This window comes from Streptomyces sp. NPDC045846 (assembly GCF_056431605.1).
Map to the genome: position 1 here is coordinate 350,209 of NZ_JBWKKJ010000002.1, position 23,413 is coordinate 373,621.

Consider the following 23,413-nt stretch of genomic DNA (forward strand, 5'->3'; position numbering starts at 1 on the left):
CGCCGAAAGGTGGGGGCATGGACACCGCCACCGAACCGAGCGCCCCCGCCGGGGTGTTGAGCCCGGCGCGCGGCCGGGCCGCCGTGCTCGCCGTCGCCGCCACCACCTTCAGCGTCGTCACCACCGAGATGCTGCCCGTCGGGCTGCTCAGCCCGATCGCCGCCGCCCTCCGCGTCTCCGAGGGGACCGCCGGGCTCGCCGTCACCCTGCCCGGCCTGGTCGCCGCCCTCACCGCGCCCCTGCTGCCCGCCCTCGCGGGCCGCGCCGACCGGCGCTCGCTCCTGGTCGGCCTGACCCTGCTGCTCGCCCTCGCCGACCTGGCCTCCGCGCTGGCCCCCGCCTTCGCGGTGCTGCTCGCGGCCCGGCTGGTCGTCGGGGTGTGCATCGGCGGGATCTGGGCCGTCGCGGCCGGGCTCGGGCACCGGCTCGTGCCCCCGCGGGCGGTCGGCCGGGCCACCGCCGTCATCTTCAGCGGGATCGCGGTGGCCTCCGTCGTCGGCGTCCCCGCGGGCGCCCTGGCGGGTCAACTCGCGGGCTGGCGCTGGGGGTTCGCGCTCGTCGGCCTCCTCGCGGCGATCGTCGCCGGGCTGCTCGCGGCCCTCCTGCCGCCGCTGCCCGCCGAGTCCGCGGTGCGCCCGGCCGCCTTCCGCGCCGTCCTGCGGCTCGCGCCGATCAGGACCGGACTGCTGCTCCTGGCCCTCCTGGTCACCGGCCACTTCGCCGCGTACACCTACGTCCGGCCGGTCCTGGAGCGGGCCCACGGGATCGGCGGCGGCGCCATCAGCGCGCTGCTCCTGCTGTACGGCGTGGCGGGCGTCGCCGGGAACTTCCTCGGCGGCACCGTTTCGGCCCGCTCCCCGGGGCGGGCGCTGCGCACCATGGCGGCGGCCCTCGCGGCCACCCTGTTCCTCCTGGCCGCCCTCGGCGACGGCGCGGCCGTGGCCGTCGTCCTGCTCGTGGTGTGGGGGCTCGCCTACGGCGGCGTCTCGGTCGCCGGCCAGAACTGGTTCTCGGCCGCCGCGCCCCGGGCCAGGGAGGCCGTGACGGCGCTGTTCGCTGGGGTGTTCAACGCGGCGATCGCGCTGGGCGCGGCGGCCGGGGGCCTGGCCGTGGACCGCGCGGGCGAGCCGGGCGTGCTGTGGCTGGGCGGCGCTCTCGCGGCGCTGGCCCTCGCGGTTGCGGCCCGTGCCCGGCTCGCGGGCGGGTGAGCGCGGGCGAGGGGGCGGCCGCCGTCGAAAGCGCCTGCCCCCTCGCCGTCCGGCACCCTCGGCCGGCCGCGCTGCTCAGCCCCTGAGCTCGGCCGCCACCAGCTCGGCGATCTGCACGGCGTTCAGCGCCGCGCCCTTGCGGAGGTTGTCGTTGGAGAGGAACAGCGCGAGGCCGTGCTCGACGGTCTCGTCGACGCGGATGCGGCCCACGTACGAGGCGTCCTTGCCCGCCGCCTGGAGCGGGGTCGGGATCTCGGACAGCTCGACGCCGGGGGCGTCCTTCAGGAGCTCGTACGCGCGCTCCACGCTGATCGGGCGCTCGAAGCGGGCGTTCACCTGGAGCGAGTGGCCGGAGAAGACCGGCACGCGGACGCAGGTGCCGGAGACCTTCAGGCCGGGGATCTCCAGGATCTTGCGGGACTCGTTGCGGAGCTTCTGCTCCTCGTCGGTCTCGAAGGAGCCGTCGTCGACGATGCTGCCCGCCAGGGGGAGCACGTTGAAGGCGATGGGGCGCTTGTAGACGCCCGGCTCGGGGAACTCGACCGCGTCGCCGTCGAAGGTCAGCCGGTCGGCCGCCTCGGCGACCTGGCGGGCCTGGGTGTGCAGCTCGGCCACGCCCGCCAGACCGGAGCCGGAGACGGCCTGGTAGGTGGTGGCGACCATGGCGGTCAGGCCGGCCTCGCCGTGCAGCGGGCGCAGCACCGGCATCGCGGCCATCGTGGTGCAGTTCGGGTTGGCGATGATGCCCTTGGGGCGGTCCTTGACCGCGTGCGGGTTGACCTCGGAGACCACGAGGGGGACCTCGGGGTGGCCGCGCCAGGCGGAGGAGTTGTCGATCACGACGGCGCCCTGGGAGGCGACCTTCTCGGCCAGGGCGCGCGAGGTGGCGCCGCCCGCCGAGAACAGCACGATGTCCAGGCCCGTGTAGTCGGCGGTGGCCGCGTCCTCGACCGTCACGCCGTCCAGGACGGTGCCCGCGGAGCGCGCGGAGGCGAACAGGCGCAGCTCGTCGACCGGGAAGTCCCGCTCCACGAGGATCTTGCGCATGACCGACCCGACCTGCCCGGTGGCTCCGACGATTCCGACCCTCACGGTGACTCCCTTGATGCTCACGTGCTTCACGTGCTCCTGTACGGCTCCGGCGCACCCATGATGCGTCGGGTCCCGGCGGACTTGTCCAATCCATTGTCCGGGGTGTGGGACACCTGCCCACTTGTGACAAGTCCATGGCATCCGTGTTGCATCCGCCCCGAAATGCCCCGCGGAGCCGTTTTTGCTGGCTACGGTCCTGGCAGGCCGGTCGATCATCGGCCGCACCGCACCGCATTCCGGAGGATTTCCCGTGCCCGTATCCCGCCGCAGCCGGGCCATAGCCGCCCTTGCCGCCGCCCCGGTGATCCTGTCCCTGGCGACGCCCGCCGTCGCCCGAGGGGGCTCCGACCAGCACCTCGCCAGGAAGCTGGTCAAGGAGGCGTCGGGAGAGAGCGCCTACCGCCACCTGGAGGCCTTCCAGAAGATCGCCGACGCCAACGGCGGCAACCGGGCCGCCGGCACCCCCGGCTACGACGCCTCGGCCGCCTACGTGTACGGACAGCTGGAGCGGGCCGGGTACGACGTCTCGTACCAGGACTTCACGTTCTACGAGTCGAAGACCCTGCGCCAGAAGCTGACCGCGGGCGGGCGCGAACTGCCCACCGCCGCCTACCAGTTCAGCAAGTCGACCCCGGCGGGCGGGCTGACCGCCGAGGTGAAGGCGGCCCGGGTCGACGACACCCCCGGCTGCTCGCTCGACGACTACGCCTCCGGCACCTTCACCGGGAAGATCGCGCTGGTGAAGCGCGGCAGCTGCACCTTCCAGGAGAAGGAGGCCGTCGCGGCCAAGGCGGGCGCGGCCGGGCTCATCGTCTACAACCACTCCGGCACCGACCCGGTGCACGGCACGGTCGGGGCGCCCGAGAACGCCCACGTCCCGGCCGCCGGGATCTCCCTCGCGGACGGCGAGGCGCTCGCCGCCCAGCTCGCCAGGGGCCCGGTCGAGGTCACCCTGGACGTGGCCACCGAGGCCCTCGCCAAAAAGACCCGCAACGTGATCGCCGAGACCCGCACCGGCAGCCCGGACAGCGTGGTCGCGCTCGGCAGCCACCTCGACTCGGTGCCCGCGGGGCCCGGCATCAACGACAACGGCTCCGGCTCGGCGGGCCTGCTCGAAGTCGCGCTCAAGCTGGCCAAGGAGACCAAGCAGACCCGCAAGCACCCCAAGCAGCTCCCCAACAAGGTGCGGTTCGCCTGGTGGTCCGGCGAGGAGCTCGGGCTGCTCGGCTCCGAGCACTACGTGAAGAACCTCACCGAGCGGCAGAAGCAGCAGATCAAGCTGTATCTGAACTTCGACATGATCGGCTCGCCCAACGCGGCGGAGCTCGTCTACGACGGCGACGACTCCGACAAGAAGGGCGCGGGCCCCGGGCCCGCCGGATCGGCGCAGATCGAGAACCTGATCAACACCTACCTCGACCAGCGGCACGTCCCGCACGAGGGCTACGACTTCGACGGGCGCTCCGACTACGGCCCCTTCATCGCGGTCGGCATCCCGGCCGGCGGCACCTACACCGGCGCCGAGGAGATCAAGACGCCCGAGCAGGCGAAGAAGTGGGGCGGCCGGGCCGGTGAGGCCTTCGACCCCAACTACCACGCCAAGGGCGACACGCTGCGGAACATCGACAAGCGGTACTTCGACCTCAACATCGACGTCATCGCGCAGGCGGTCGGCACGTACGCGGTCGACCTGAGCTCGCTCAAGGGCTGAGCGCACACGACGAAGCGGGGCGGGTGCTCGTGAAGAGCGCCCGCCCCGCCGTGTGCGGACCACCCGTTACGGGGTGACCTTCTGGATGAGCACGCTGCCGCTGCCCGCCGCGGTGCCGCGCTCGTTCACCAGCTGCACGGTGCCGAAGAACTGACGGCCCTCGGGAGCCGCGCCCGCCGCGACGACATCCGCCGTCACCTGGGCGGACGCGCCGCCCACCAGCTTGACGGTCTTGCTCTCGTCGACCTTGACGGCGCCGAGCGAGGGCGCGAAGTACACGTCCTTGTAGGCGTACGTCGTCGACCCGGACGGGACCGCGTAGCCCGCGACCTGGATCGTGTACGTGCCCGGGGCCGGCTTGACCAGGCTGACCGACTCGTCCGAGCTGCTGGTCGTGGACTTGCCGACGGTCCTGCCGTCCTGGTCCAGGACGTACAGGTCGAGGTCGGCGCCCTTGTCGGAGGTGCCGCCGATGGACACGTCCAGGTGCTCGACACCCGCTCCGACGGTGACGGTGCTGGTCTGCGTCTCACCGGCCTTGATGGTGGGCGTGGCGACCTTCGCGGAGCCGAGCGAGCCGCCCTTCAGCCTGCCGTCGAGCGCGGCGAAGCCGTTGGTGACCTTCCACTGCACGGGGGCCGGGGTGCCCACCTTGGCCTCGGGCACCGTCTGGGTGGCCGGGTCGAAGGAGACGCCGAGGACCGAGGCGTCCAGCTTGAAGGAGTTGTCCAGGTACGGCGACGTACGGCGCGCCTCGACCTCGATCTCCCACACGCCGGGCTGCGGGTTCGCGTACGAACGCAGGTCCGGGCGGCAGGTGTTGGCCGGGTTGTCGTAGTTCGGGTAGCAGTTCGGCGTCCCCGTGGGGTCGACGGCCACACCGTAGGGGTGGATGGAGATGAAGCGGGTCTGGCTGCCCGAGCGCAGCGCGCCCATGCGGACCTCCAGGTTCTTCGCGCCCGCCGGGACGGTCAGGAAGTACGACTTGGTGGAGTTGCGCTGCACCGTCGAGGAGGCCGTGAAGGTGTAGCCGGGGCCCGCGACCGGGGTCGCCACGATGACCGTGGCCATGATCTGCTGGTCGACGCCGACCGTCTTCGGGTCGTCGACCTGGAGGATCGCGCTGTGTACGCCGCCGGACCTCGGGTGCGCCTGCACCTTGACGGTGACGGGCTTGCCGAGCGGCAGGTTCACCTCGTCGTCGCCGAGCACCCGGAACGTGCCGTCGTCGTTCTTGAACGACAGCTTGTGCCGGACGTTCTTGTCCGGGCCGGTGGTGCGGGTGACCGTGACGTCGTACGTCTTCTTCTGCCCGGCCTTCAGGCCGCTCTCGCGGTCGTAGATGCCGGTGCCGGTGTTCGGGGTCTTGAGCGCCGGGCTGAGCACGCTGGAGACCGGGGCGGTGACGGTGTACTCGTGGGCCGGGGCCTTCTTCTTCGCGGTCTGCTTGATCGCGTCCCAGGCGCCCACGATGTTGATGAGGCCGGAGCCCTCCTGGTAGGCCTGAACGCCCTTGATGTGCTTGGCCGTCGAGGTCAGCGCGGTGCGCAGGTCGGCCGGCGGCAGGTCGATGCCCTGCTGCTTGGCGGCGGACAGGAGCAGCGCCGAGGCGCCCGCGGCCTGCGGGGAGGCCATCGAGGTGCCCTGGAGCATCGAGTAACCGGCCGGCAGGCTGTAGCCCGACTCCTTGACCGGGCTGCCGGGCAGCCAGGTCTGGGTGGAGTTGATGGCCGCGCCGGGGGCCGTGAGGGTGGGCGTGAAGCCGCCGTCCTCACGCGGGCCGCGCGAGGAGAACGGCATCATCTGGTAGTCCGTGGACACCCCGGAGCCGTAGTTGGCGGCCCAGGTCTCCTTGGAGATGCTCGCGCCGACGGAGATGACGTGGTCGGCGAGGCCGGGGTCACCGATGGTGTTCACGCCCGGGCCGTCGTTGCCGGCCGAGATGACCAGCTGCACGCCGTAGGAGTCGATGAGGCGCTTGTAGAGCTCGGCGCGCGCGGTGTTGCCGTCGTTGAGCGCCGGCAGACCGCCGATCGACATGTTGACGATGTCGACGTGGCGGTTGGTGACGAGGTCGATCATGCCCTCGGTCAGCGCGATGTTGGTGCAGCCGCCGTTCCAGTTGCAGGCGCGCGAGGAGACGATCTTCGCGCCGGGCGCGGCCCCGCTCATCTTGCCGCCGAACAGCCCGTTCGCGGAGGTGATGCCCGCGACGTGGGTGCCGTGCTCGGACTCGATGACGCCGATGTTGACGTAGTCCGAGGTGTGCCCGGCCTTGTCGTAGACGACGTTCTTGCGGATCTCCACGGTGAACGGCACCCGCTCGACGACGTCGGTCGCCGGGTTGTCGGTACCGAAGTAGCCGACCTGGTAGCCGTCCTTGTACGGCTTCATCGGCACGTCGTCCGTGAAGTCGTTGTTGTTGTTCAGGTCCACGCGGACCGTGCCGGCGACCGGGTCGTAGAGCACGCCCCAGGTGTCGGTGGTGTCCCCGTCCCGGTTCAGGTCACCGGCCTCGTCGCCGCCCGCGGTCGCCTTCTCGGCGAACGTGGAGAAGTCGTAGGAGCCCGCCGGGGCCTTCCACGTCTTGCCGCCCGCGGTGAACGTCGGCCCGGACACAGCCGTGTTGGCGCGCAGCCAGGTGCCGTCGTTGTCCTGCACCGGGTCGGTGGAGGTGACCCAGTCGACGATCTTGCGCTCGCCGGTGGTGGTCTTCTGGAGCGCCGGGTGGCCGAGGTCGACGCCCGAGTCCAGGATGCCGATGGTGACCCCGCGGCCGTCCGCCTCGGGGTGCTGCTTCACGAAGTCGACCGCACCCGTCTCGAAGTTCGGGTTGTACGGGTTCTTCGCGGGCGTGTCCTTGCCCGGCGCCGGGTAGCTGCCCGAGGTGCGCAGCTGCTGGGCGGACTTCGTGGTGTCGCCCGAGGGGGTCGGGTCGTCCAGCTGGATGTCCTGCTTGAGGTCGATGCCGTGCACCGAGGGCAGCTTCGCGGCCGCCTTCAGGGCCGCCTCGGCCTGCGCCATCGGCAGGGTCGCGCGGACGTAGCCGAGCTTGTCGTCCTGCTTGCCCACGGTCGCCCCCGCGACCGCGTGCAGCTGCTTGCTCACGTCGGAGGTGGCGCCCGGGGCGGTGGCCAGCATGACGGTGACGCTCTTCTCGCCCTTGGCCTGCGCCTCGGCGAGCCGCTGCTCGTCGGCCTTGCCGAGCTTGTCCTCGGGGGTCTTGGCCGGGGCGGTCTTCACCGAGGGTGCGGGCGTGGCCGGCGGGGCGTCGGTGCCGCTCGCGGCGAAGGCCGGTGCGGCGCCCGCCGCGACGAGCGCGGCCACCAGGCCGGCCGCCGCCGATATGCGGGCGGTGCGTCTCGCCCCGGGTATGGAGCGCGGGGATTCAGTGGTCATTCAGCATCCCTGTGAGGTGGGTGAGGGACCGGACCGAAACGGTTCGAATTTCGGTGCCGGGTGACCGCTGAGCATTGCGTATAGGACTGTTGTTTGTGGAGAGTTGACCGTTACGTGATGTGAACATGGCGTGTTTCCGCCACTGGCCGCGGACCGCCAGCCCGATCCGGGCGGCTCGCTCCGCCGGTCGGGGGCGCCCGCGCACGCCGACCCGTAACCTCACCCAATGAACACGGAGTTGCGGGTGGCGGCCTACGCCGTATGCGTACGGGAAACCGGTGGCGTCCAGGAGATCCTGCTCGCGCGCTGGGTGGCCCGGGACGGCGGCAAGCGGTGGACGCTGCCGGGCGGCGGCATGGACCACGGCGAGGACCCCCTCGACACCGTGGTGCGCGAGGTCGACGAGGAGACGGGCTACGCGGTCGAGCCGGTCCGGCTGCTCGGCATCGACTCGATCAACCGGCGCTACCCGCGCAAGCTCGGCAGGTTCGCGGACTTCCAGGGACTGCGCATCGTCTACGAGGGCCGGATCACCGGCGGCGAGCTGTGCCACGAGACCAACGGCTCCACCGACCTCGCCGCCTGGCACCCCCTGGCCGCGGTGACCGAGCTGGACCGGGTCGAACTCGTCGACGTGGGCGTCGAGTTGTGGCGCACCCGGCCGCCCACGGGCAGGGCGTCCCTGACCGTGGGCTGAACCACGCGGTCCGGTCGCGGGCGGCGGGCCCTTCCCCTCCGAAGGTCCGCCGCCCGCGCCGGAGTTCAGCGGGGGAGCACCACCACATAGGCGGCGGGCTCCCGCTCGGAGGACGCCATCAGCGCGGTGCGCACCACGGTCGCCTGCTGCTCCAGCGACTCACGCAGCTTCCTCGGCGTGACGTGCACGACGGTGATCCCGAGCCGCTCCAGCGCCTCGCGCTTGCGGCTGTACTCCGACCACAGCTCGTCGTCCTCCTGCCGGGGCGCCCGGGTGTCCAGCTCCAGGGCCACCGCGTGCTCGGGCCAGTACGCGTCCAGGCCGCCCAGGTGCGGGCCGCCCGGCAGGCGCAGGTCCACGTTCCACAGCGGGTCCGGGAGCCCGAACCCGCGCACCATCGCGTACAGCCGCTCCTCGGCGATCGAGCGCCCCTCGGCGAGCAGGGCGTCCACCGCGTCCACGACATGGGCCCGGGTCAGCAGCCTGGCCTGGGTCAACTCCCTTACGATCGCGGCCGGTTCGGTGTGGCCGCAGCGCACCGCCTCGGTGAGCAGCCGGCGAACCGCCTGGGCGTCGTCGAGGACGGCGACGGCGTCCGCGAGCGCCCGCGGCACCGGCGCCACCGGCACCCCCGCGACCAGCTCCGCGCCGGGCATCACGTGCGCCCGCACCAGCTGGACGAACCCCGTCGAACGCAGCCGCCGGGTGCGCGGCACCAGCACCTCGATCCGGTCCAGCGAGAGCAGCGGGGGAGCCGAGGAGAACCGGTGCATCGCGAGCGCCGCGAGGCCGGTGACGATGGCCTGCGGCGCCTCGGTGTGGGCCTGGCCCTGCGCCGGGATGACCTTGGCGCGCCCGGCGGCCGGCCACCCCGCGTAGAGCAGCGCGGCGTGCAGCCGCTCCTCGCTGGTGGCAGGGCCCGGGTGCAGCACGTACACCCCGGGGAGCAGCTGCTGCCAGGGGCCGCCGGGACGGCACTGGGCGGCGGTGCGCGCGGCCGAAACGCCGTGCGCGCGCAGCTGGTTGGCGGAGAGCACGCGCCGCTGCACGTCGGTGAGGTGGCTCAGGGGGCGGGGGGAGAGCGGGGTGTTGTGGTTCATGCCGCAGGGTTTTCCGCAGCCGGACCGCCCACTAACCGCTGTTACACGCCCGTCGACAAATCCGGACAACCCCGTCCTAAAGTACGGGCGTTCGACTGCCGATCAGGGGGGCCCGTCCGTGGGCCCCCCGAACGGGCGTCAGCGTGCGGCCACCGCCGCGTCGCAGGCCTGGCCGCGCAGGGTGCGCGCCAGGTCGTCACGGGCTTCGAGGACCAGGCGGCGCAGCGCCGGAGCCGCACCCTCGTGCGAGGCGAGCCAGGCGTCGGTCGCCGCCAGCGTCGCCTCGTCGCCCTGGAGCGCCGGGAAGAGGCCCTTGACGATGTCCATCCCGATCTGGATGGAGCGCTCGGCCCACAGCCGCTCGATCGCCTCGAAGTACTTCGGGGCGTACGGCGCGGTCAGCTCCCGCTGCGAGGGCTGGTTGAAGCCCGAGATGGTGGCCTCCACCAGCGCGTTGGACAGCGCGTCCGACTCCACGACCTGCGCCCAGGCCTGCGCCTTGACCGCCTCGGACGGGCGCGCGGCCAGGCAGCGCACGTGGTGGCGCTTGCCGGACGCGGTGTCGTCGCGGGCCAGCTCCGCGTCGACGGCCGACTCGTCCACGACGCCGTGCGCGGCCAGCGGTTCGAGCAGCGCCCAGCGCAGCTCCTGGTCCACGTCGAGGCCGTCGATCTTGGCCGAGCCCGCGAGCAGCCCCTGAAGGAGCTGGAAGTCGGCGTCGGTGGTGGCCGTCGCCGCGAAGAAGCGGGCCCAGGTGAGCTGGTGCTGGCTGCCCGGCTCGGCCAGCCGCAGCTCGTGCAGGGCGCCCTCGGCGAGCAGTCGCCCGCCCTCCTCGCGCCAGGCGGGCGCCGCGTAGTGCGTGACCGCGGACCGCGCCCAGGCGTGCAGCATCTGGAGCACGCCGATGTCCGACTCGCGGCCCGCGTGCGCGAGGACGAGGGCGACGAAGTCGCGGGCGGGCATCAGCGCGTCCCGCGTCAGGTTCCACAGCGCCGACCAGCACAGGGCGCGCGCCAGCGGGTCGGTGATGTCGCCGAGGTGGGCACGCAGGGTGGCGAGCGAGCCCTCGTCGAAGCGGATCTTGCAGTAGGTCAGGTCGTCGTCGTTGACCAGGATCAGGTCGGGCCGCTCGGACCCGGCGAGCTCCGCCACGACGGTGCGCGGGCCCTCGACGTCGACCTCGGCGCGGGCGTAGCGCACCAGCGCGCCCGCCTCGTTGCGGTACAGGCCCACCGCGACCCGGTGCGGACGCAGCTGGGGGTGCGAGTCCGCCACCTCCTGGACCACCGCGAGCTCGGTGAGGCGGTCCCCGGCGTCGTAAGTGGCCACGGGGGTCAGGGAGTTGACGCCCGCCGTCTGGAGCCAGGAGCGCGACCAGGCCGCCATGTCGCGCCCGGAGACCTCCCCGAGCACCGACAGCAGGTCGGCCAGGCGCGTGTTCCCGTACGCGTGCCGCTTGAAGTACCGCCGGGCCCCTTCGAGGAAGGCGTCTCGGCCGACGTAGGCGACGAGCTGCTTGAGCACCGAGGCGCCCTTGGCGTACGTGATCCCGTCGAAGTTGAGCTTGGCGTCCTCCAGGTCACGGATGTCGGCCGTGATCGGATGGGTGGACGGCAGCTGGTCGGCCCGGTAGGCCCACGCCTTGCGGTTGTTGGCGAAGGTCACCCAGCTGTTGGTGAAGCGGGTGGCCTCCGCCTGCGAGAAGGAGCCCATGAAGTCGGCGAAGGACTCCTTGAGCCACAGGTCGTCCCACCACACCATGGTGACCAGGTCGCCGAACCACATGTGCGCCATCTCGTGCAGGATGACGTTGGCCCGGCGCTCGTAGGCGGCCTGTGTCACCTTGCCGCGGTAGATGTACTCCTCGCGGAAGGTCACCAGGCCCGGGTTCTCCATCGCGCCCAGGTTGTACTCCGGCACGAACGCCTGGTCGTACTTCCCGAACGGGTAGGGGAAGTCGAAGTTGTCGTGGAAGAAGTCCAGGCCCTGCTTGGTGACCAGGAAGACGTCGTCGGCGTCGAAGTGCCGGGCGAGCCCCTTGCGGCACATCGCGCCCAGCGGGATCTCCAGCTTGGAGCCGTCGTCGAAGGTGCGCGTGTAGGAGTCGGTGACGTAGTGGTACGGGCCCGCCACCACACAGGTGATGTACGTCGAGATCGGCTCGGTCGCGGCGAAGCGCCACACCCCGTCCGCCTCCTGGCCGCCCGCGCCGTTGGACCACACCGTCCAGCCCTCGGGGGCCTGCGCCTCGAAGACGAAGCGGGCCTTGAGGTCGGGCTGCTCGAAGTTGGCGAACACGCGGCGCGCGTCGGCGGGCTCGTACTGCGTGTACAGGTAGACCTCGCCGTCCTCCGGGTCGACGAAGCGGTGCATGCCCTCGCCGGTCCTGCTGTAGGCGCACTGCGCGTCGACCTCCAGGACGTTGTCCTCGGCGAGGTCGTCGAGCGCGATGCGGCTGCCGTCGAACACCTCGGCGGGGTCGAGCGCGCGGCCGTTCAGCGTCACCGAGGTCACCGACGGGGCGATGAGGTCGGCGAAGGTGGCGGCGCCCGGCCGGGACGCGCGGAAGCGGATGGTCGTCAGGGACCGGAACGTGCGGGGCCCGTCCGGGGCGTCCCCGACCGCGGACCGCAGGTCGAGAGAGACGTCGTAGCCCTCGACGGACAGCAGCTCGGCCCGCTCGCGGGCCTCGTCGCGGGACAGATTCTCACCGGGCACGGGCACTCCTTCGTGTCTCGTTCGAACGGCCTCGATCCTCCCATGCCGCCCGGGCGGCCAGGGCGCGGGAATGGGATCGGCCCGAGCGGATGTTGGACGGAGTACTTTCGGCCGGTGCCGGTGTTCGGCCGTAGAGATGCTCGCTTTTGAACGATGTCGCACGATGCTGCCCGATGTTGCCCGAGGAGAGACATGTCCGAGTCCCCCAAGACCCCCGTCGACTTCTGGTTCGACCCCATCTGCCCGTGGGCCTGGATGACCTCGCGCTGGATGCTGGAGGTCGAGAAGGTCCGCGACGTGGAGGTCCGCTGGCACGTGATGAGTCTCGCGGTCCTGAACGAGGACCGGCTCGACGAGCTGCCCGAGCAGTACGCCGAGAACATGCGGCCCGGCGGCAAGTCCTGGGGCCCGGTGCGCGTCGTGGCCGCCGCCCGGGAGCTGCACGGCGACGAGGTCGTCGGCCGGCTGTACACCGCGCTCGGCACCCGCTTCCACAACGAGGGCCTCGGCGTGACCCGGGACTCCATCGCCGCGGCGCTCAAGGACGCGGGCCTGCCCGCCGAGCTCATCGACTACGCCGACCAGGACACCTACGACGTCCAGCTGCGCGCCTCCCACAAGGAGGGCATCGAGAAGGTCGGCCAGGACGTCGGCACCCCGGTCATCGCGGTGCCGGGCGCCGACGGCGAGCAGATCGCCTTCTTCGGCCCGGTCGTCACGCCCGCCCCGCAGGGCGAGGCCGCCGCCAGGCTGTGGGACGGCACCCTGCTGGTCGCCGGCACCCCCGGCTTCTACGAGATCAAGCGCAGCCGCACCGTCGGCCCGGACTTCAGCAACCTCTGACCTCCGGCCCGGGTTGCCCCCACCCCCCTGGGGCTCCGCCCCAGACCCCGTATCGCGCCTCAAGGGCGCTCGTCCTCAATCTCCCCCAAGGCCTTAAGGGCCAGGGGGGACCCCCATGACGGGCTGAGGATGCTCATGCCGACCAGCATCGGTGCTGGTCGGGGGCGCGGGGAACGGCGCGAGACGCGACACGGTCCGCGGACGAGGACCGGACTGGGGCCGCCGCCCAGGCTGTCGGTGCCGCCCAGCACCAGGTGGTTAGGGGCGCGGGGAACGGCGCGAGGAGCGGGCACGGTCCGCGGACGAGGGCCGGGCTGGGGCGCCGCCCAGGCTGTCGGTGCTGCCCGGCACCGGGTGGTTGGGGGCGCGGGGAACTGCGCGAGACGCGGGCACGGTCCGCGGACGAGGGCCGGGCTGGGGCGCCGCCCAGGCTGTCGGTGCCGCCCGGCACCGGGTGGTTGGGGGCGCGGTCCGCGACCGGGGTTGCTGGGGCCGCGCCCCGGCCGCCGTCCGCGGACGCCGGACCGGTCGGCATGCGAACGGCCCCGCGAGTCACGTCCTCGCGGGGCCGTTCGTTCCATCCGCCCGCACGTGAAGGTTGAGAAGACGATCACGAGCAGGACGCTCACACGCCCCTGGGGCGCTCCAGGGGGCCTACGGGGCCAGGATCAGGTTGTTGCCGGCCTGCTTGGCGGCGGCGTAACGCCGGGCCACGTCCTGCCAGTTGACGACCCGCCACATGGCCTCGATGAAGTCGACCTTCTGGTTCTTGTACTGGAGGTAGAAGGCGTGCTCCCAGGCGTCGAAGACCAGGATCGGGGTCGAGCCCTGGCCGACGTTGCCCTGGTGGTCGTAGATCTGCTCGACCACGAGGCGGCCGCTGATCGGCTCGTAGGCGAGGACGCCCCAGCCCGAACCCTGCGTCGTCGCCGAGGCCTTGGTCAGCTGGGCCTTGAACTTGGCGAAGGAGCCGAAGGACTCGGCGATGGCGTCGGCCAGCTCGCCGGTGCCGTCCTTGTCCAGGGGCTCGCCGCCGCCGTCGCCCGTCATGTTGTGCCAGTAGATCGAGTGCAGGATGTGGCCGGAGAGGTGGAACGCGAGGTTCTTCTCCAGGCCGTTGATCGAGCCCCAGGCATCCTTGTCGCGCGCCTCCGCGAGCTGCTCCAGGGTGTCGTTCGCGCCCTTCACATACGCCGCGTGGTGCTTGTCGTGGTGCAGCTCGATGATCTCCGGGCTGATGACCGGTTCGAGCGCGGCGTAGTCGTACGGAAGTTCAGGAAGGGTGTAAATGGCCATGTCCGAGCCCTCCGACTGCTCACTGCGAATGCTTATTGCAATTGATGTGCAAGTGCACGCTACCAGCAGCAATACGCCCGCGCAGCCAAGGGTGACCTCAGCAAAAAGTCCTGCGTCCCGAGGCCTAGGGCCAAGGGACGCAGGACAGTTGGGAGAGGGGCGCGGCCGTCCGGTCAGGCGTCGAGCGGGGTGCGGGCCGAGGTGCGCTGGCGGACGTAACCGATGATCGCGAGCACCAGGGTGAGCCCGCCGGTGTAGTAGAGCTGCACCCGCGTGCCGTCCTCGCGGGCCATCAGGACGAAGACGACCGCCATGCCGAGCAGCGCGAGCCAGGTGAGCCACGGGTAGAGCCACATCTTCACGACCAGCTTCTCCGGCGCCTCGCGCTCCAGGCGGCGGCGCAGCAGCAACTGCGAGGCGGCGATGAAGAACCAGACGACCAGGATGATCGCGCCGATGGTGTTCAGGAGCCACTGGAAGATGTCGTTCGGACGCCAGTAACTGAGCAGCACGCACACGAAGCCGAAGGCGGAGGAGACGAGGACCGCGATGCGCGGCACCCCGCCGGAGATCTTCCCGAGCACCTTCGGGCCCTGGCCGCGCGAGACCAGCGAACCGGCCATGCGGGAGGCGCCGTAGATGTTCGCGTTCATCGCCGAGAGCAGGGCGACCAGGATCACGACGTTCATGATGTCGCCGGCGTGCGGGATGCCGAGGTGGTCCAGCGTGGCGACGTAGGGGCCCTTGGTGGCGATGTCCTTGGCGGTCCACGGCAGCAGCGTGACGACGACCGTCATCGAGCCGACGTAGAAGATCGCGATCCGCCACATCGCGGTGCGCACGGCCTTCGCGACGCCCTGGACGGGGTGCTCGGACTCGGCCGCGGCGATGGTGACCGTCTCCAGGCCGCCGTACGCGAAGACGGAGGCGAGCAGCCCGACGATGAGGCCCTCGCTGCCGTTGGGCATGAAGCCGCCCTGGCCGCTGAGGTTGGTCAGGCCCGGGGCGCTGGTGTCCGGCAGCACTCCGATGATCGCGAGCAGTCCGAGCGCCAGGAACGCGACGATGGCGAAGATCTTCAGGGCGGCGAACCAGAACTCGAACTCGCCGAAGTTCTTCACGGCCGCGAGGTTGGTGCCGCAGAACAGCAGCATGAAGACGGCCACCAGGGCCCACTCCGGGACGCCCGGCAGCCAGCCGTGGACGATGCCCGCCGCGCCGATGCCCTCCAGGCCGACGGCCACGCAGAGCAGGAACCAGAAGGCCCAGCCCGCGGTGAACCCGGCCCACGGCCCCATCGCCCGCTCGGCGTGGACCGAGAAGGAGCCCGAGGCGGGGTTGGCGGCCGACATCTCGCCCAGCATGCGCATGACGAGCATGACCAGGGCGCCGGATATCGCATAGGCGAGGATGATCGAGGGTCCGGCCGCGGCGATCGCGGTGCCGGACCCGACGAAGAGCCCGGCGCCGATGACCCCGCCGAGGGCGATCATCGAGAGATGGCGCTGCTTGAGACCGTGCGTGAGCGGCGCGTCGGTCGTCGGCCGGCTGTCGTTCGGCGCGGGCGTGGTGGTCCGAGACATGGGCATGCCCTGTTCAGTAGCTGATCCACCGGGTCGGCGGCACGGAGCCCACAGTCTTAGGGCGGCCCCGCTCAGAGGGAACACCCGACCGCTATGCGGACACCCGACTCACACAGCGTGAAGGATCGGGTGCGGTTTGTTCACGTGGACTTCACACGCGCCGCGTGCGCAACTCCCGTACCGCCGCCACCAGAAGGACCACCGCCGTCGCCCCCGCCGACCACAGCACCTGCGGCCGGGCGGTGTCGTCGAGGAGCATCAGGACCAGGACCGCCGCCATCGCCGCGAGCGCCGCCCAGGTGAGGTAGGGGAAGGCCCACATCTTCAGGGTGAGGGTCTCGGGCGCCTCGCGCTCGATCCGGCGGCGCAGGCGCAGCTGCGACAGGGCGATCAGCGCCCACACGAACAGGAGCACCGCGCCGACCGCGTTGAGCATGTAGAGGAACACCGAGTCGGGCCACTTCAGGTTCAGCAGCACCGAGACGAACCCGAAGGCCACCGACGCCAGCACCGCCCGGCGCGGCACCCCGCCGCCCGACACCTTCAGCAGCCCCTGGGGCGCCTCGCCCCGCTCGGCGAGCGAGAAGACCATCCGCGAGGACCCGTACAGGTTGGCGTTCAGGGCCGAGAGCAGCGCCACGAACACCACGATGTTCATGACCTGGCCGGCCGACGGGATGCCGATCGAGTCGAGGACCGCGACGTACGGGCTCTGGCCCGGCTTCATCGACGTCCACGGCAGCAGCGTCACGATGACCAGCATCGAGCCCACGTAGAAGAAGAGGATCCGCCACACCGCGCTGCGCACCGCCCGGCCGACCGCGCGCACCGGGTCGTCGGACTCGGCGGCGGCGATCGTGACGACCTCGAGGCCACCGAACGCGAAGATCACCGCGAGCACCCCGGAGACCACCCCGCTCCACCCGGCGGGCAGGAAGCCGCCCTGCCCGGTCAGGTTGGACAGGCCCACCGCGGAGGTGTCGGGCAGCAGGCCGAAGACCGCGAGCAGCCCGAGCGCCAGGAACGCGACGATGGCGAAGATCTTCAGGGCGGCGAACCAGAACTCGAACTCGCCGAAGTTCTTCACCGCGGCCAGGTTGGCGCCGGTGAACACCACCATGAAGATCAGCACCCAGGCCCACTGCGGAACCCCCGGCGCCCACCCGTTCGCGATCTTCGCGGCCCCGGTCGCCTCCACGGCGAGGACGACGACGAGCAGGAACCAGTACAGCCAGCCGACGCTGAACCCGGCCCAGCGCCCCAGCGCCCGCTCGGCGTGCACCGAGAACGAGCCCGACGCGGGCATCGCGGCCGACATCTCGCCCAGCATCCGCATCACCAGCATCGCGATCGCGCCCGCGATCAGATACGAGACGACGATGCCGGGACCCGCCACCGCGATCCCGGCGCCCGACCCCACGAAGAGCCCCGCGCCGATCACCCCGCCGAGGCCGAGCATGGTCAGATGGCGCTGCTTCAGCCCGTGCGAGAGGGGCTCCGCGGGCAAGGAGTCGTGCATGGCGCTCGTAACTTTCGATTTATGGGGAACCTACAGTCTCGCCGAGGCACGACCCCGGGCGCAAAAGGGATACCCGAGACCATCACCGCAGTGACGAGGGTCACGCCCCGGCGGCCATGAATCCCGGCCTTTGTGCAGACCCCACCAAGCCTTCAACGCCCGCTTTGTGGGCGGCTGCTGGTGATCCAGCGAGATTCAGTGGGCTAACGTCACGGTGTCCCCAGCACGTCCCGCTGACCCAACACCCGCCGGAGTCCCGATGAGCACTGCGTCCGCCGCCGCCCCCCGCACCGGATCGGTCCTCGCCGACCTGCTGCCCGCCTCCCGCGCCAAGGACATCGCGCTCGTCGTCGGCGGCGCGGCGCTGACCGGACTCGCCGCCCAGATCGCCGTGCCGGTCCCCGGCTCTCCCGTCCCGGTCACCGGCCAGACCTTCGCCGCGCTGCTCGTCGGCGCGGGCCTCGGCGCCGGCCGCGGCTTCCTCTCGCTCGCGCTGTACGCCCTGGTCGGCATGGCCGGAATGCCCTGGTTCGCGAACGGCACGTCCGGCGCGGGCGGCGCCTCGTTCGGCTACGTGCTCGGCATGCTGCTCGCCTCCACCGTCGTCGGCGCGCTCGCCCGCCGGGGCGCCGACCGCACCGCGGCGCGCACCGCGGGCACGATGGTGCTCGGCTCGGTGATCATCTACGCGGTGGGCGTGCCCTACCTCGCCGCCTCGACCGGCATGTCGCTGACCGCGGCGGTCGCCGCCGGACTCACCCCCTTCCTGCTCGGCGACGCGCTCAAGGCCGCGCTCGCGATGGGGTTGCTGCCCGCCGCGTGGAAGCTCGTCGGCCGCCGCGGCTAACGCGGTTCGATCGTGTAGTTGTTCCTGAAGAGGTTCGCCGGGTCGTACGAGGCCTTCAAAGCGGCGAGCCTCTTCTCGTTCTCGCCGTACAGCCCCTCGATGCCGGTGAACCGCGCGCCGCCGAAGGCGAAGTTGAGGGCCCGGCCGAGCGTCCACGGCCGCAGCCGCGCGAACGCCTCGGTGTGGACGGCGCGCACCGCGTCGAGGCCGCCCTCCTCGAACGGGGTCAGCACACGCAGCAGGAAGTCCGCCTCGCGGTGCGGCACCGCGTTCGGCGCGGGCCTGGACAGGGCGCCGCCCAGGTGGTTGAGCTGCACCACGCACATGGTCGGCGCCTCGGGGCCGGTCAGCCGCAGCGCCTCGGCGAGCGCCGCCGGGTCCGGCCGGCCCAGCATCGCGTTGTCGCCGTAATAGGCGTGCGCGTGCTCCGGGTCGCGGTGGATGGACGGCGACTCGGCGTACGCCATCTCCCGCAGGTCGTCGGCGAGGGCGGGCCCGATCGCCCGCAGCGGCGCCACCAGGCGCTCGCCCTCCTCGGCGCTGCCGGTGAAGGCGAGGCGCACGGTCACCACATAGCGTCCGCGCACCGCGGGCGGCGCCCACGCGGCGTCGGGCCACTGGATGGTCTGGAGCGAGGAGGTCACCGTGTCCGGGACCGTCGCCGTCCAGCGCAGATACTCCGCGAGGACGCGCTCGCCGAACTCCGTCCCGTCGAAGCCCAGCTGGCCCCCGTACAGCCGGGCCACCGGGACCAGGCCGATCTCCAGGGCGGTCACCACGCCCAGGTTGGCGCCGCCGCCGAGCAGTCCCCAGTACAGCTCGGGGTCGCTCTCGGCGCTCACCTCGCGCAGCGCGCCGTCGGCGGTGACGACCTCCAGGGCCCGCACGTGGTCCGCCGCGTACCCGAACTCCCTTGCCAGGATGCCGAGTCCGCCGCCCAGCGTGTAGCCGACCGCCCCGACGCTGGGCGCCGAGCCGTTCAGCGGGGCGAGCCCGTGCGGGGCCGCGGCCGCGGTGACCTTGGCCCAGGCCGTGCCCGCGCCGACCCGGACCGTGCGGCGCTCGGCGTCGACGGTGACCGCGTCCATCCGGCGGGTCGTGATGAGGACCCCGCCCTCGGTGGCGCCCGCCAGACCGTGCCCGGTGGCGTGCACCCCCACGGCGAGGCCGCGCTCGGCCGCGTACCGCACGGCCTTCTGGACGTCCTTAGGGCCCTCGGCCGCGAAGACGACGGCGGGGCGCTGGGTGAACCCCAGCTGATATCCGGCCAGTTCGCTCTCGTAGCCGCTGTCGCCGGGGTGGAACGTGTGCACGGGAAGCCCTCCGTCTGCCGGCCCACCGGAGGTGGGCTGTTCGCTGGACACGAGGAGAGCTTCCCGTGAAAAGCTGACATCCGCCGTCAGGTTTTCCCGACCGGCGTTTCGGTCAGTGCTTCGCCGTCCACCCGCGGCCCCGGGTCGTCCACCACAGGCCCGTGCCCCCGGCGATCAGGAACAGCGCGCCGGCCGCGAGGAGCGGCAGCACCCCGTCGTTGACCCCGGTCTTGGGGAGCTGGGGCGGTGCGGTGGGAGAGGACGGCGCCGGACCCGTCGGCGTGCTGCTCGCCGGGGGAGAGGCCGTGCCCGAGGGCGGTGCGGCCGGCACGTTGTCGGTGCCGAGCAGCAGCGGGGTGTCCGGCGCGTTCGGCGACGGGTGCGTCGTGCCGAACGGCACCGGGCCCTGCTGCCACAGCACCTTGTCGCCGCTTCCCTCCATCACGGGCAGGCAGATCTTGCCGGTCTTCGACAGGTCGTATGTCGCCGAGACCGCGTACGCCCTCGACTGGCCGGGCGCCAGGTTCGAGATGGCGCAGCCGAAGCCGCTGTTGGTGCCCTTGGGCAGCTTGTTCTTCGCGACCGGCACACAGCCCTTGACGCCGGTGATCCGCATACCGTCCAGGCCGAGGACGGTCAGGGTGACCGGCCCGGTGGCCTTGCCGCCGTGGTTGGCGACCCTGGCCGTCAGCGTGGTGCGGCCCGTGGCGTTGTTCACCTTGATCGTCGACGGCAGCTCGGTGGAGATCCCGAGGTCCGCCGGGGCGCTCGGCCCGGGCGTGCCGCCCTGGCTGCTGCCCGGCGTCGGATCGGCCGCGAACGCCGCCCCCGCTCCGAACGGAACCATCAACAGGGCCGCGAATAGAGAAGCAATTAGAGATCCTTTTTCTTTTCGAACACGCATGTCCCATCCCCCTCACCCGCGTTGGGTGCATCTGTGCACAGAAGGGTCCCACAAGATTTCCAGGAATTATGCTGTGATGGTGTCACCGTAGTGAATCAGTACTGGTCAAAGCGGTTGCTGAGGGGGTGGGTGGTCATGCCGGGAACGCGGGGGCTATTGGTCGCTGGGCGTTACCGCCTGGGTGAAACAATTGGCCAGGGGGGAATGGGGCGGGTGTGGCGGGCGGCGGACGAGATACTCGACCGCCAGGTCGCCGTAAAGGAAATGCGCATCAATGAACTCGATGCAGAGGACAGTCGAATTCGCCGCGAGCGCACCCTGCGCGAGGCCCGCGCCACCGCCCGCATCGACCACCCCAACGTGGTGCGGGTCTACGACGTGGTGGCCGAGGAGAGCGACCGGCTGTGGATCGTGATGGAGCTCGTCGAGTCCCGCTCCCTGGAGAAGCTCCTCCTGGAGGACGGACCCGTCTCCCCGCGCGAGGCCGCCCGCATCGGAGTCGGCCTCGCGGCAGCCCTCGTCGAGGTGCACGCGGTGGGCGTCCTGCACCGCGACATCAAGCCCGGCAACGTCCTGCTCGGCCCGGGCGGCCGGGTCGTCCTCACCGACTTCGGCATCGCCGCCATCCAGGACGCGGCCGCGCTCACCGTGGTCGGCATGCTGGTCGGCTCCCCGGACTACATGGCGCCCGAGCGGGTGGCCGGAAAGCCGCAGGGCCCGGCGTCCGACGTGTGGTCGCTCGGCGCCACCCTGTGCGCGGCGGTCGGCGGGCGCTCCCCCTTCTCCCGTCCCTCCACGCTCGCCACCCTGCACGCCGTGCTCTACGAGGAGCCCGAACTCCCGGAATCGGCGGGCCCGTTGGACCCGCTCCTCGCGCAGCTCCTGGTCAAGGATCCGGAGCTGCGGCCGGGTCTGGCCGAGATCGCCACCCGGCTGATGCCGATCGCGGCGCCTCCCACGGTGCTCGCCGCGGGGCCGCCAGGCGTCCCGCACCCGCCCACCCTCCAGGTGTTCGGCGATCCGCCGCCCTGGCCGGGCGCCGTGCGCGAGCAACCACCGCCGCCGCCCGGGGAAGCACCCCCGGCGCCGGTGCCCGTACCCGAGGAGCCGCGGCCCACGCCGCGCCGCCGCGGGTGGACCCGGGCCCGGATCGCGGTGGTGGCCGCCCTCGTGGTGGCGGCCGCCGTGACCGCCGTCCTGATCGCCACCACGGCCGACCAGCACCTCGGGGGCGGCGGTTCGGGCGGCTCCAGTTCGGCGGCCCCGCCCACCGTGGCGGGCACCGCGCGCCCGCCCTCGGCGACCCCGCCGCCCGGCTCGATCAACGAGACCGGGTTCGCCTGGATCCCCCCGAAGGACTGGACCCGTACCGCCAAGAGCCCCTCGAACGTCCACTACCACGCGCCGGACGGAAAACAGGAGATCGCCGCCTCGTACGCACTCGCACGCGGCGGCGATCTGATGACCCAGTGGCAGGAGGCCGAAGCGGGCTCCCACGACGTGCCCGGCTACCACAAGATCCGGCTCGACCGGACGACCTTCCACGGGCAGCCCGCCATCATCTGGGACTACGACTTCACCCAGAACGGCGTCCCCTGGAAGGCCCGCCAGGTCGGCTTCGACGAGGGCGGCAAGTCGTACCAGATCAACACCTGGTACGAGGCCGACGCGGAGTCGGCCGCCCTTGCCGACTACGACGCGGTGACGTCCTCCTTCACGCCGCTGTAGGAAGAGGAGCGCGAGGCGAGCACCTTCTCCTTGACCACGGAGATCACGATCACGATCGCCGCCACGAGCAGCGACAGGAGCACCTGCTCGCGGCCGGACTTGTCGAACAGCATGTAGACCAGGACGAAGGAGATCATCCCGATCGTCAGCCAGGTGAGATAGGGGAAGCCCCACATCTTCACGGTCAGCTTCTCCGGCTGCTCGCGCAGGATGATCCCGCGCATCCGCAGCTGGGTGAAGCAGATCACCAGCCACACGAACAGGGCGACCGCGCCCGAGGAGTTCAGGAGGAACGCGAAGACGGTGTCCGGCCACTTGTAGTTGAAGAAGACCGCCACGAAGCCGAAGACGACCGAGGACAGGATCGCGACCTGCGGCACGCCCCGCTTGTTCGTGCGGGCGAAGGACTTCGGCGCGTCCCCGCGCTCACCCAGCGAGAACGCCATCCGGGACGCCGTGTACAGACCGGAGTTGAGGCAGGACAGGACCGCCGTCAGAACGATCACGTTCATGATCTGGTCGGCGTGCGGGATGCCGATCGTCTTCAGGGCCGCCACGTACGAGCCGTCCGCGACGATCGAGGGGTCGCTCCACTTGAGCAGCGTGAGGACCACGAGGATCGAACCGAGGTAGAAGACCGCGATCCGCCAGATCACGCTGTTGGTGGCCTTGGTCACGGCGCGCCGCGGGTCCTCGGACTCACCGGCGGCGAGCGTGACGATCTCGGAGCCCATGAAGGAGAACACGACCATCAGCACACCGGTCAGGATCGCGCCGTAGCCCTTGGGGAAGAACCCGCCCGCGTCCGTGAGGTGGGCGAAGCCCGCGCCCGGGTTGTCGGAGCCCGGCAGCACGCCGAACACCGCGAGCAGACCGATGACCACGAAGGCGCCGATGGCGACGACCTTGATCCCGGCGAACCAGAACTCGAACTCGCCGTACGAGGAGACCGAGGCCAGGTTGCTGGCGGTCAGGACCAGCATCACTATGAGCGCCCAGCCCCACTGCGGGACCCCCGGCACCCAGTCGTGCAGGATCTTCGCGCCGGCCGTTCCCTCGACCGCGAGCACCACGACCCAGAAGAACCAGTAGAGCCAGCCGATCGAGAACCCGGCCCAGCGGCCGAGCGCGCGGTCCGCGTACGCCGAGAACGAGCCCGACGACGGGCGGGCGGCGGCCATCTCGCCCAGCATGCGCATCACGAAGACGACCATCACGCCGACGAGCGCGTACGAGAGCAGGATGGCGGGCCCGGCCGCGGCGATGCCGGAGCCGGAGCCCACGAACAGGCCGGCGCCGATCACGCCACCGATGGCGATCATGGACAGATGGCGGTTCTTGAGACCAGCCTTGAGGCCGGTGTCGGGCACCTGTGAATCCCCGGGTCCACCGGGCAGGTGATCTTCCTTCGCAAGGGACGGCTGCGAGGTCATGGACGCTTCCTTACGTCTTCGG

The 23,413-nt window shown here is 71.5% G+C and carries 16 protein-coding genes; 6 read left to right on the forward strand and 10 right to left on the reverse strand.

Going from position 1 to position 23,413, the window contains the following annotated elements; translation table 11 throughout:
• The first annotated feature begins 17 nt into the window (after positions 1-17).
• Positions 18-1,208 (forward strand): MFS transporter, encoded by a 1,191-nt coding sequence (locus tag AC07F3_RS06550; protein ID WP_479111097.1) that lies wholly within the window; start codon positions 18-20, stop codon positions 1,206-1,208.
• A 75-nt stretch (positions 1,209-1,283) separates the two neighbouring features.
• On the opposite strand, the gene AC07F3_RS06555 is transcribed toward AC07F3_RS06550, so the two are convergent.
• Complete coding sequence (locus AC07F3_RS06555; protein WP_479111903.1) at positions 1,284-2,300, reverse strand: aspartate-semialdehyde dehydrogenase; 1,017 nt, start codon at positions 2,298-2,300, stop codon at positions 1,284-1,286.
• 250 nt (positions 2,301-2,550) lie between these two features.
• Between AC07F3_RS06555 and AC07F3_RS06560 the strand changes: the two genes are divergently transcribed.
• Positions 2,551-4,011, forward strand: a complete 1,461-nt coding sequence (locus tag AC07F3_RS06560; protein WP_479111099.1) for a M28 family metallopeptidase — start codon at positions 2,551-2,553, stop codon at positions 4,009-4,011.
• A gap of 66 nt (positions 4,012-4,077) precedes the next feature.
• Here AC07F3_RS06560 and AC07F3_RS06565 read toward each other — a convergent pair whose 3' ends face one another.
• Positions 4,078-7,410, reverse strand: coding sequence for a S8 family serine peptidase (locus tag AC07F3_RS06565; RefSeq protein ID WP_479111101.1), 3,333 nt, complete (start codon positions 7,408-7,410; stop codon positions 4,078-4,080).
• 226 nt (positions 7,411-7,636) lie between these two features.
• Here AC07F3_RS06565 and AC07F3_RS06570 point away from each other — a divergent pair, with 226 nt between their 5' ends.
• Positions 7,637-8,107, forward strand: coding sequence for an NUDIX hydrolase (locus tag AC07F3_RS06570; RefSeq protein WP_479111103.1), 471 nt, complete (start codon positions 7,637-7,639; stop codon positions 8,105-8,107).
• 65 nt (positions 8,108-8,172) lie between these two features.
• On the opposite strand, the gene AC07F3_RS06575 is transcribed toward AC07F3_RS06570, so the two are convergent.
• Both AC07F3_RS06575 and pepN read right to left on the reverse strand, forming a co-directional pair.
• Complete coding sequence (locus tag AC07F3_RS06575) at positions 8,173-9,207, reverse strand: hypothetical protein (RefSeq protein WP_479111105.1); 1,035 nt, start codon at positions 9,205-9,207, stop codon at positions 8,173-8,175.
• 138 nt (positions 9,208-9,345) lie between these two features.
• On the reverse strand, positions 9,346-11,925 hold the full coding sequence (gene pepN / locus AC07F3_RS06580) for an aminopeptidase N (protein ID WP_479111107.1): 2,580 nt from the start codon (positions 11,923-11,925) through the stop codon (positions 9,346-9,348).
• A gap of 192 nt (positions 11,926-12,117) precedes the next feature.
• Here pepN and AC07F3_RS06585 point away from each other — a divergent pair, with 192 nt between their 5' ends.
• On the forward strand, positions 12,118-12,768 hold the full coding sequence (locus AC07F3_RS06585; RefSeq protein WP_479111109.1) for a mycothiol-dependent nitroreductase Rv2466c family protein: 651 nt from the start codon (positions 12,118-12,120) through the stop codon (positions 12,766-12,768).
• Positions 12,769-13,422: 654 nt separating this feature from the next.
• Here the strand turns inward: AC07F3_RS06585 and AC07F3_RS06590 are convergent.
• The 3 genes from AC07F3_RS06590 to AC07F3_RS06600 all read right to left on the reverse strand — a co-directional run bounded on the left by AC07F3_RS06590 (position 13,423) and on the right by AC07F3_RS06600 (position 17,166).
• Complete coding sequence (locus tag AC07F3_RS06590; RefSeq protein WP_479111111.1) at positions 13,423-14,064, reverse strand: superoxide dismutase; 642 nt, start codon at positions 14,062-14,064, stop codon at positions 13,423-13,425.
• A gap of 173 nt (positions 14,065-14,237) precedes the next feature.
• A complete protein-coding gene (locus tag AC07F3_RS06595; protein ID WP_479111905.1) occupies positions 14,238-15,647 on the reverse strand; it encodes an amino acid permease in 1,410 nt (469 codons plus the stop codon).
• Positions 15,648-15,798: 151 nt separating this feature from the next.
• Positions 15,799-17,166 (reverse strand): amino acid permease, encoded by a 1,368-nt coding sequence (locus AC07F3_RS06600; RefSeq protein ID WP_479111113.1) that lies wholly within the window; start codon positions 17,164-17,166, stop codon positions 15,799-15,801.
• 259 nt (positions 17,167-17,425) lie between these two features.
• Between AC07F3_RS06600 and AC07F3_RS06605 the strand changes: the two genes are divergently transcribed.
• Entirely contained in the window at positions 17,426-18,013 is a 588-nt protein-coding gene (locus tag AC07F3_RS06605) for a biotin transporter BioY (protein WP_479111115.1), read from the forward strand.
• On the opposite strand, the gene AC07F3_RS06610 is transcribed toward AC07F3_RS06605, so the two are convergent.
• Together AC07F3_RS06610 and AC07F3_RS06615 are read right to left on the reverse strand one after the other, a co-directional pair.
• Positions 18,010-19,326, reverse strand: coding sequence for an FAD-binding oxidoreductase (locus AC07F3_RS06610; RefSeq protein ID WP_479111117.1), 1,317 nt, complete (start codon positions 19,324-19,326; stop codon positions 18,010-18,012). The two genes, AC07F3_RS06605 and AC07F3_RS06610, sit on opposite strands and share 4 nt — an antisense overlap.
• 112 nt (positions 19,327-19,438) lie before the next feature.
• The gene (locus AC07F3_RS06615) at positions 19,439-20,173 is read right to left on the reverse strand and encodes an LPXTG cell wall anchor domain-containing protein (RefSeq protein ID WP_479111119.1); all 735 of its coding nucleotides are present in this window, start codon (positions 20,171-20,173) and stop codon (positions 19,439-19,441) included.
• Positions 20,174-20,434: 261 nt separating this feature from the next.
• On the opposite strand from AC07F3_RS06615, the gene AC07F3_RS06620 reads away from it, so the two are divergent.
• Positions 20,435-21,958, forward strand: coding sequence for a protein kinase domain-containing protein (locus AC07F3_RS06620; protein ID WP_479111121.1), 1,524 nt, complete (start codon positions 20,435-20,437; stop codon positions 21,956-21,958).
• Here the strand turns inward: AC07F3_RS06620 and AC07F3_RS06625 are convergent.
• The gene (locus AC07F3_RS06625; RefSeq protein ID WP_479111123.1) at positions 21,922-23,391 is read right to left on the reverse strand and encodes an amino acid permease; all 1,470 of its coding nucleotides are present in this window, start codon (positions 23,389-23,391) and stop codon (positions 21,922-21,924) included. The two genes, AC07F3_RS06620 and AC07F3_RS06625, sit on opposite strands and share 37 nt — an antisense overlap.
• Between the last annotated feature and the right edge of the window lie 22 nt (positions 23,392-23,413).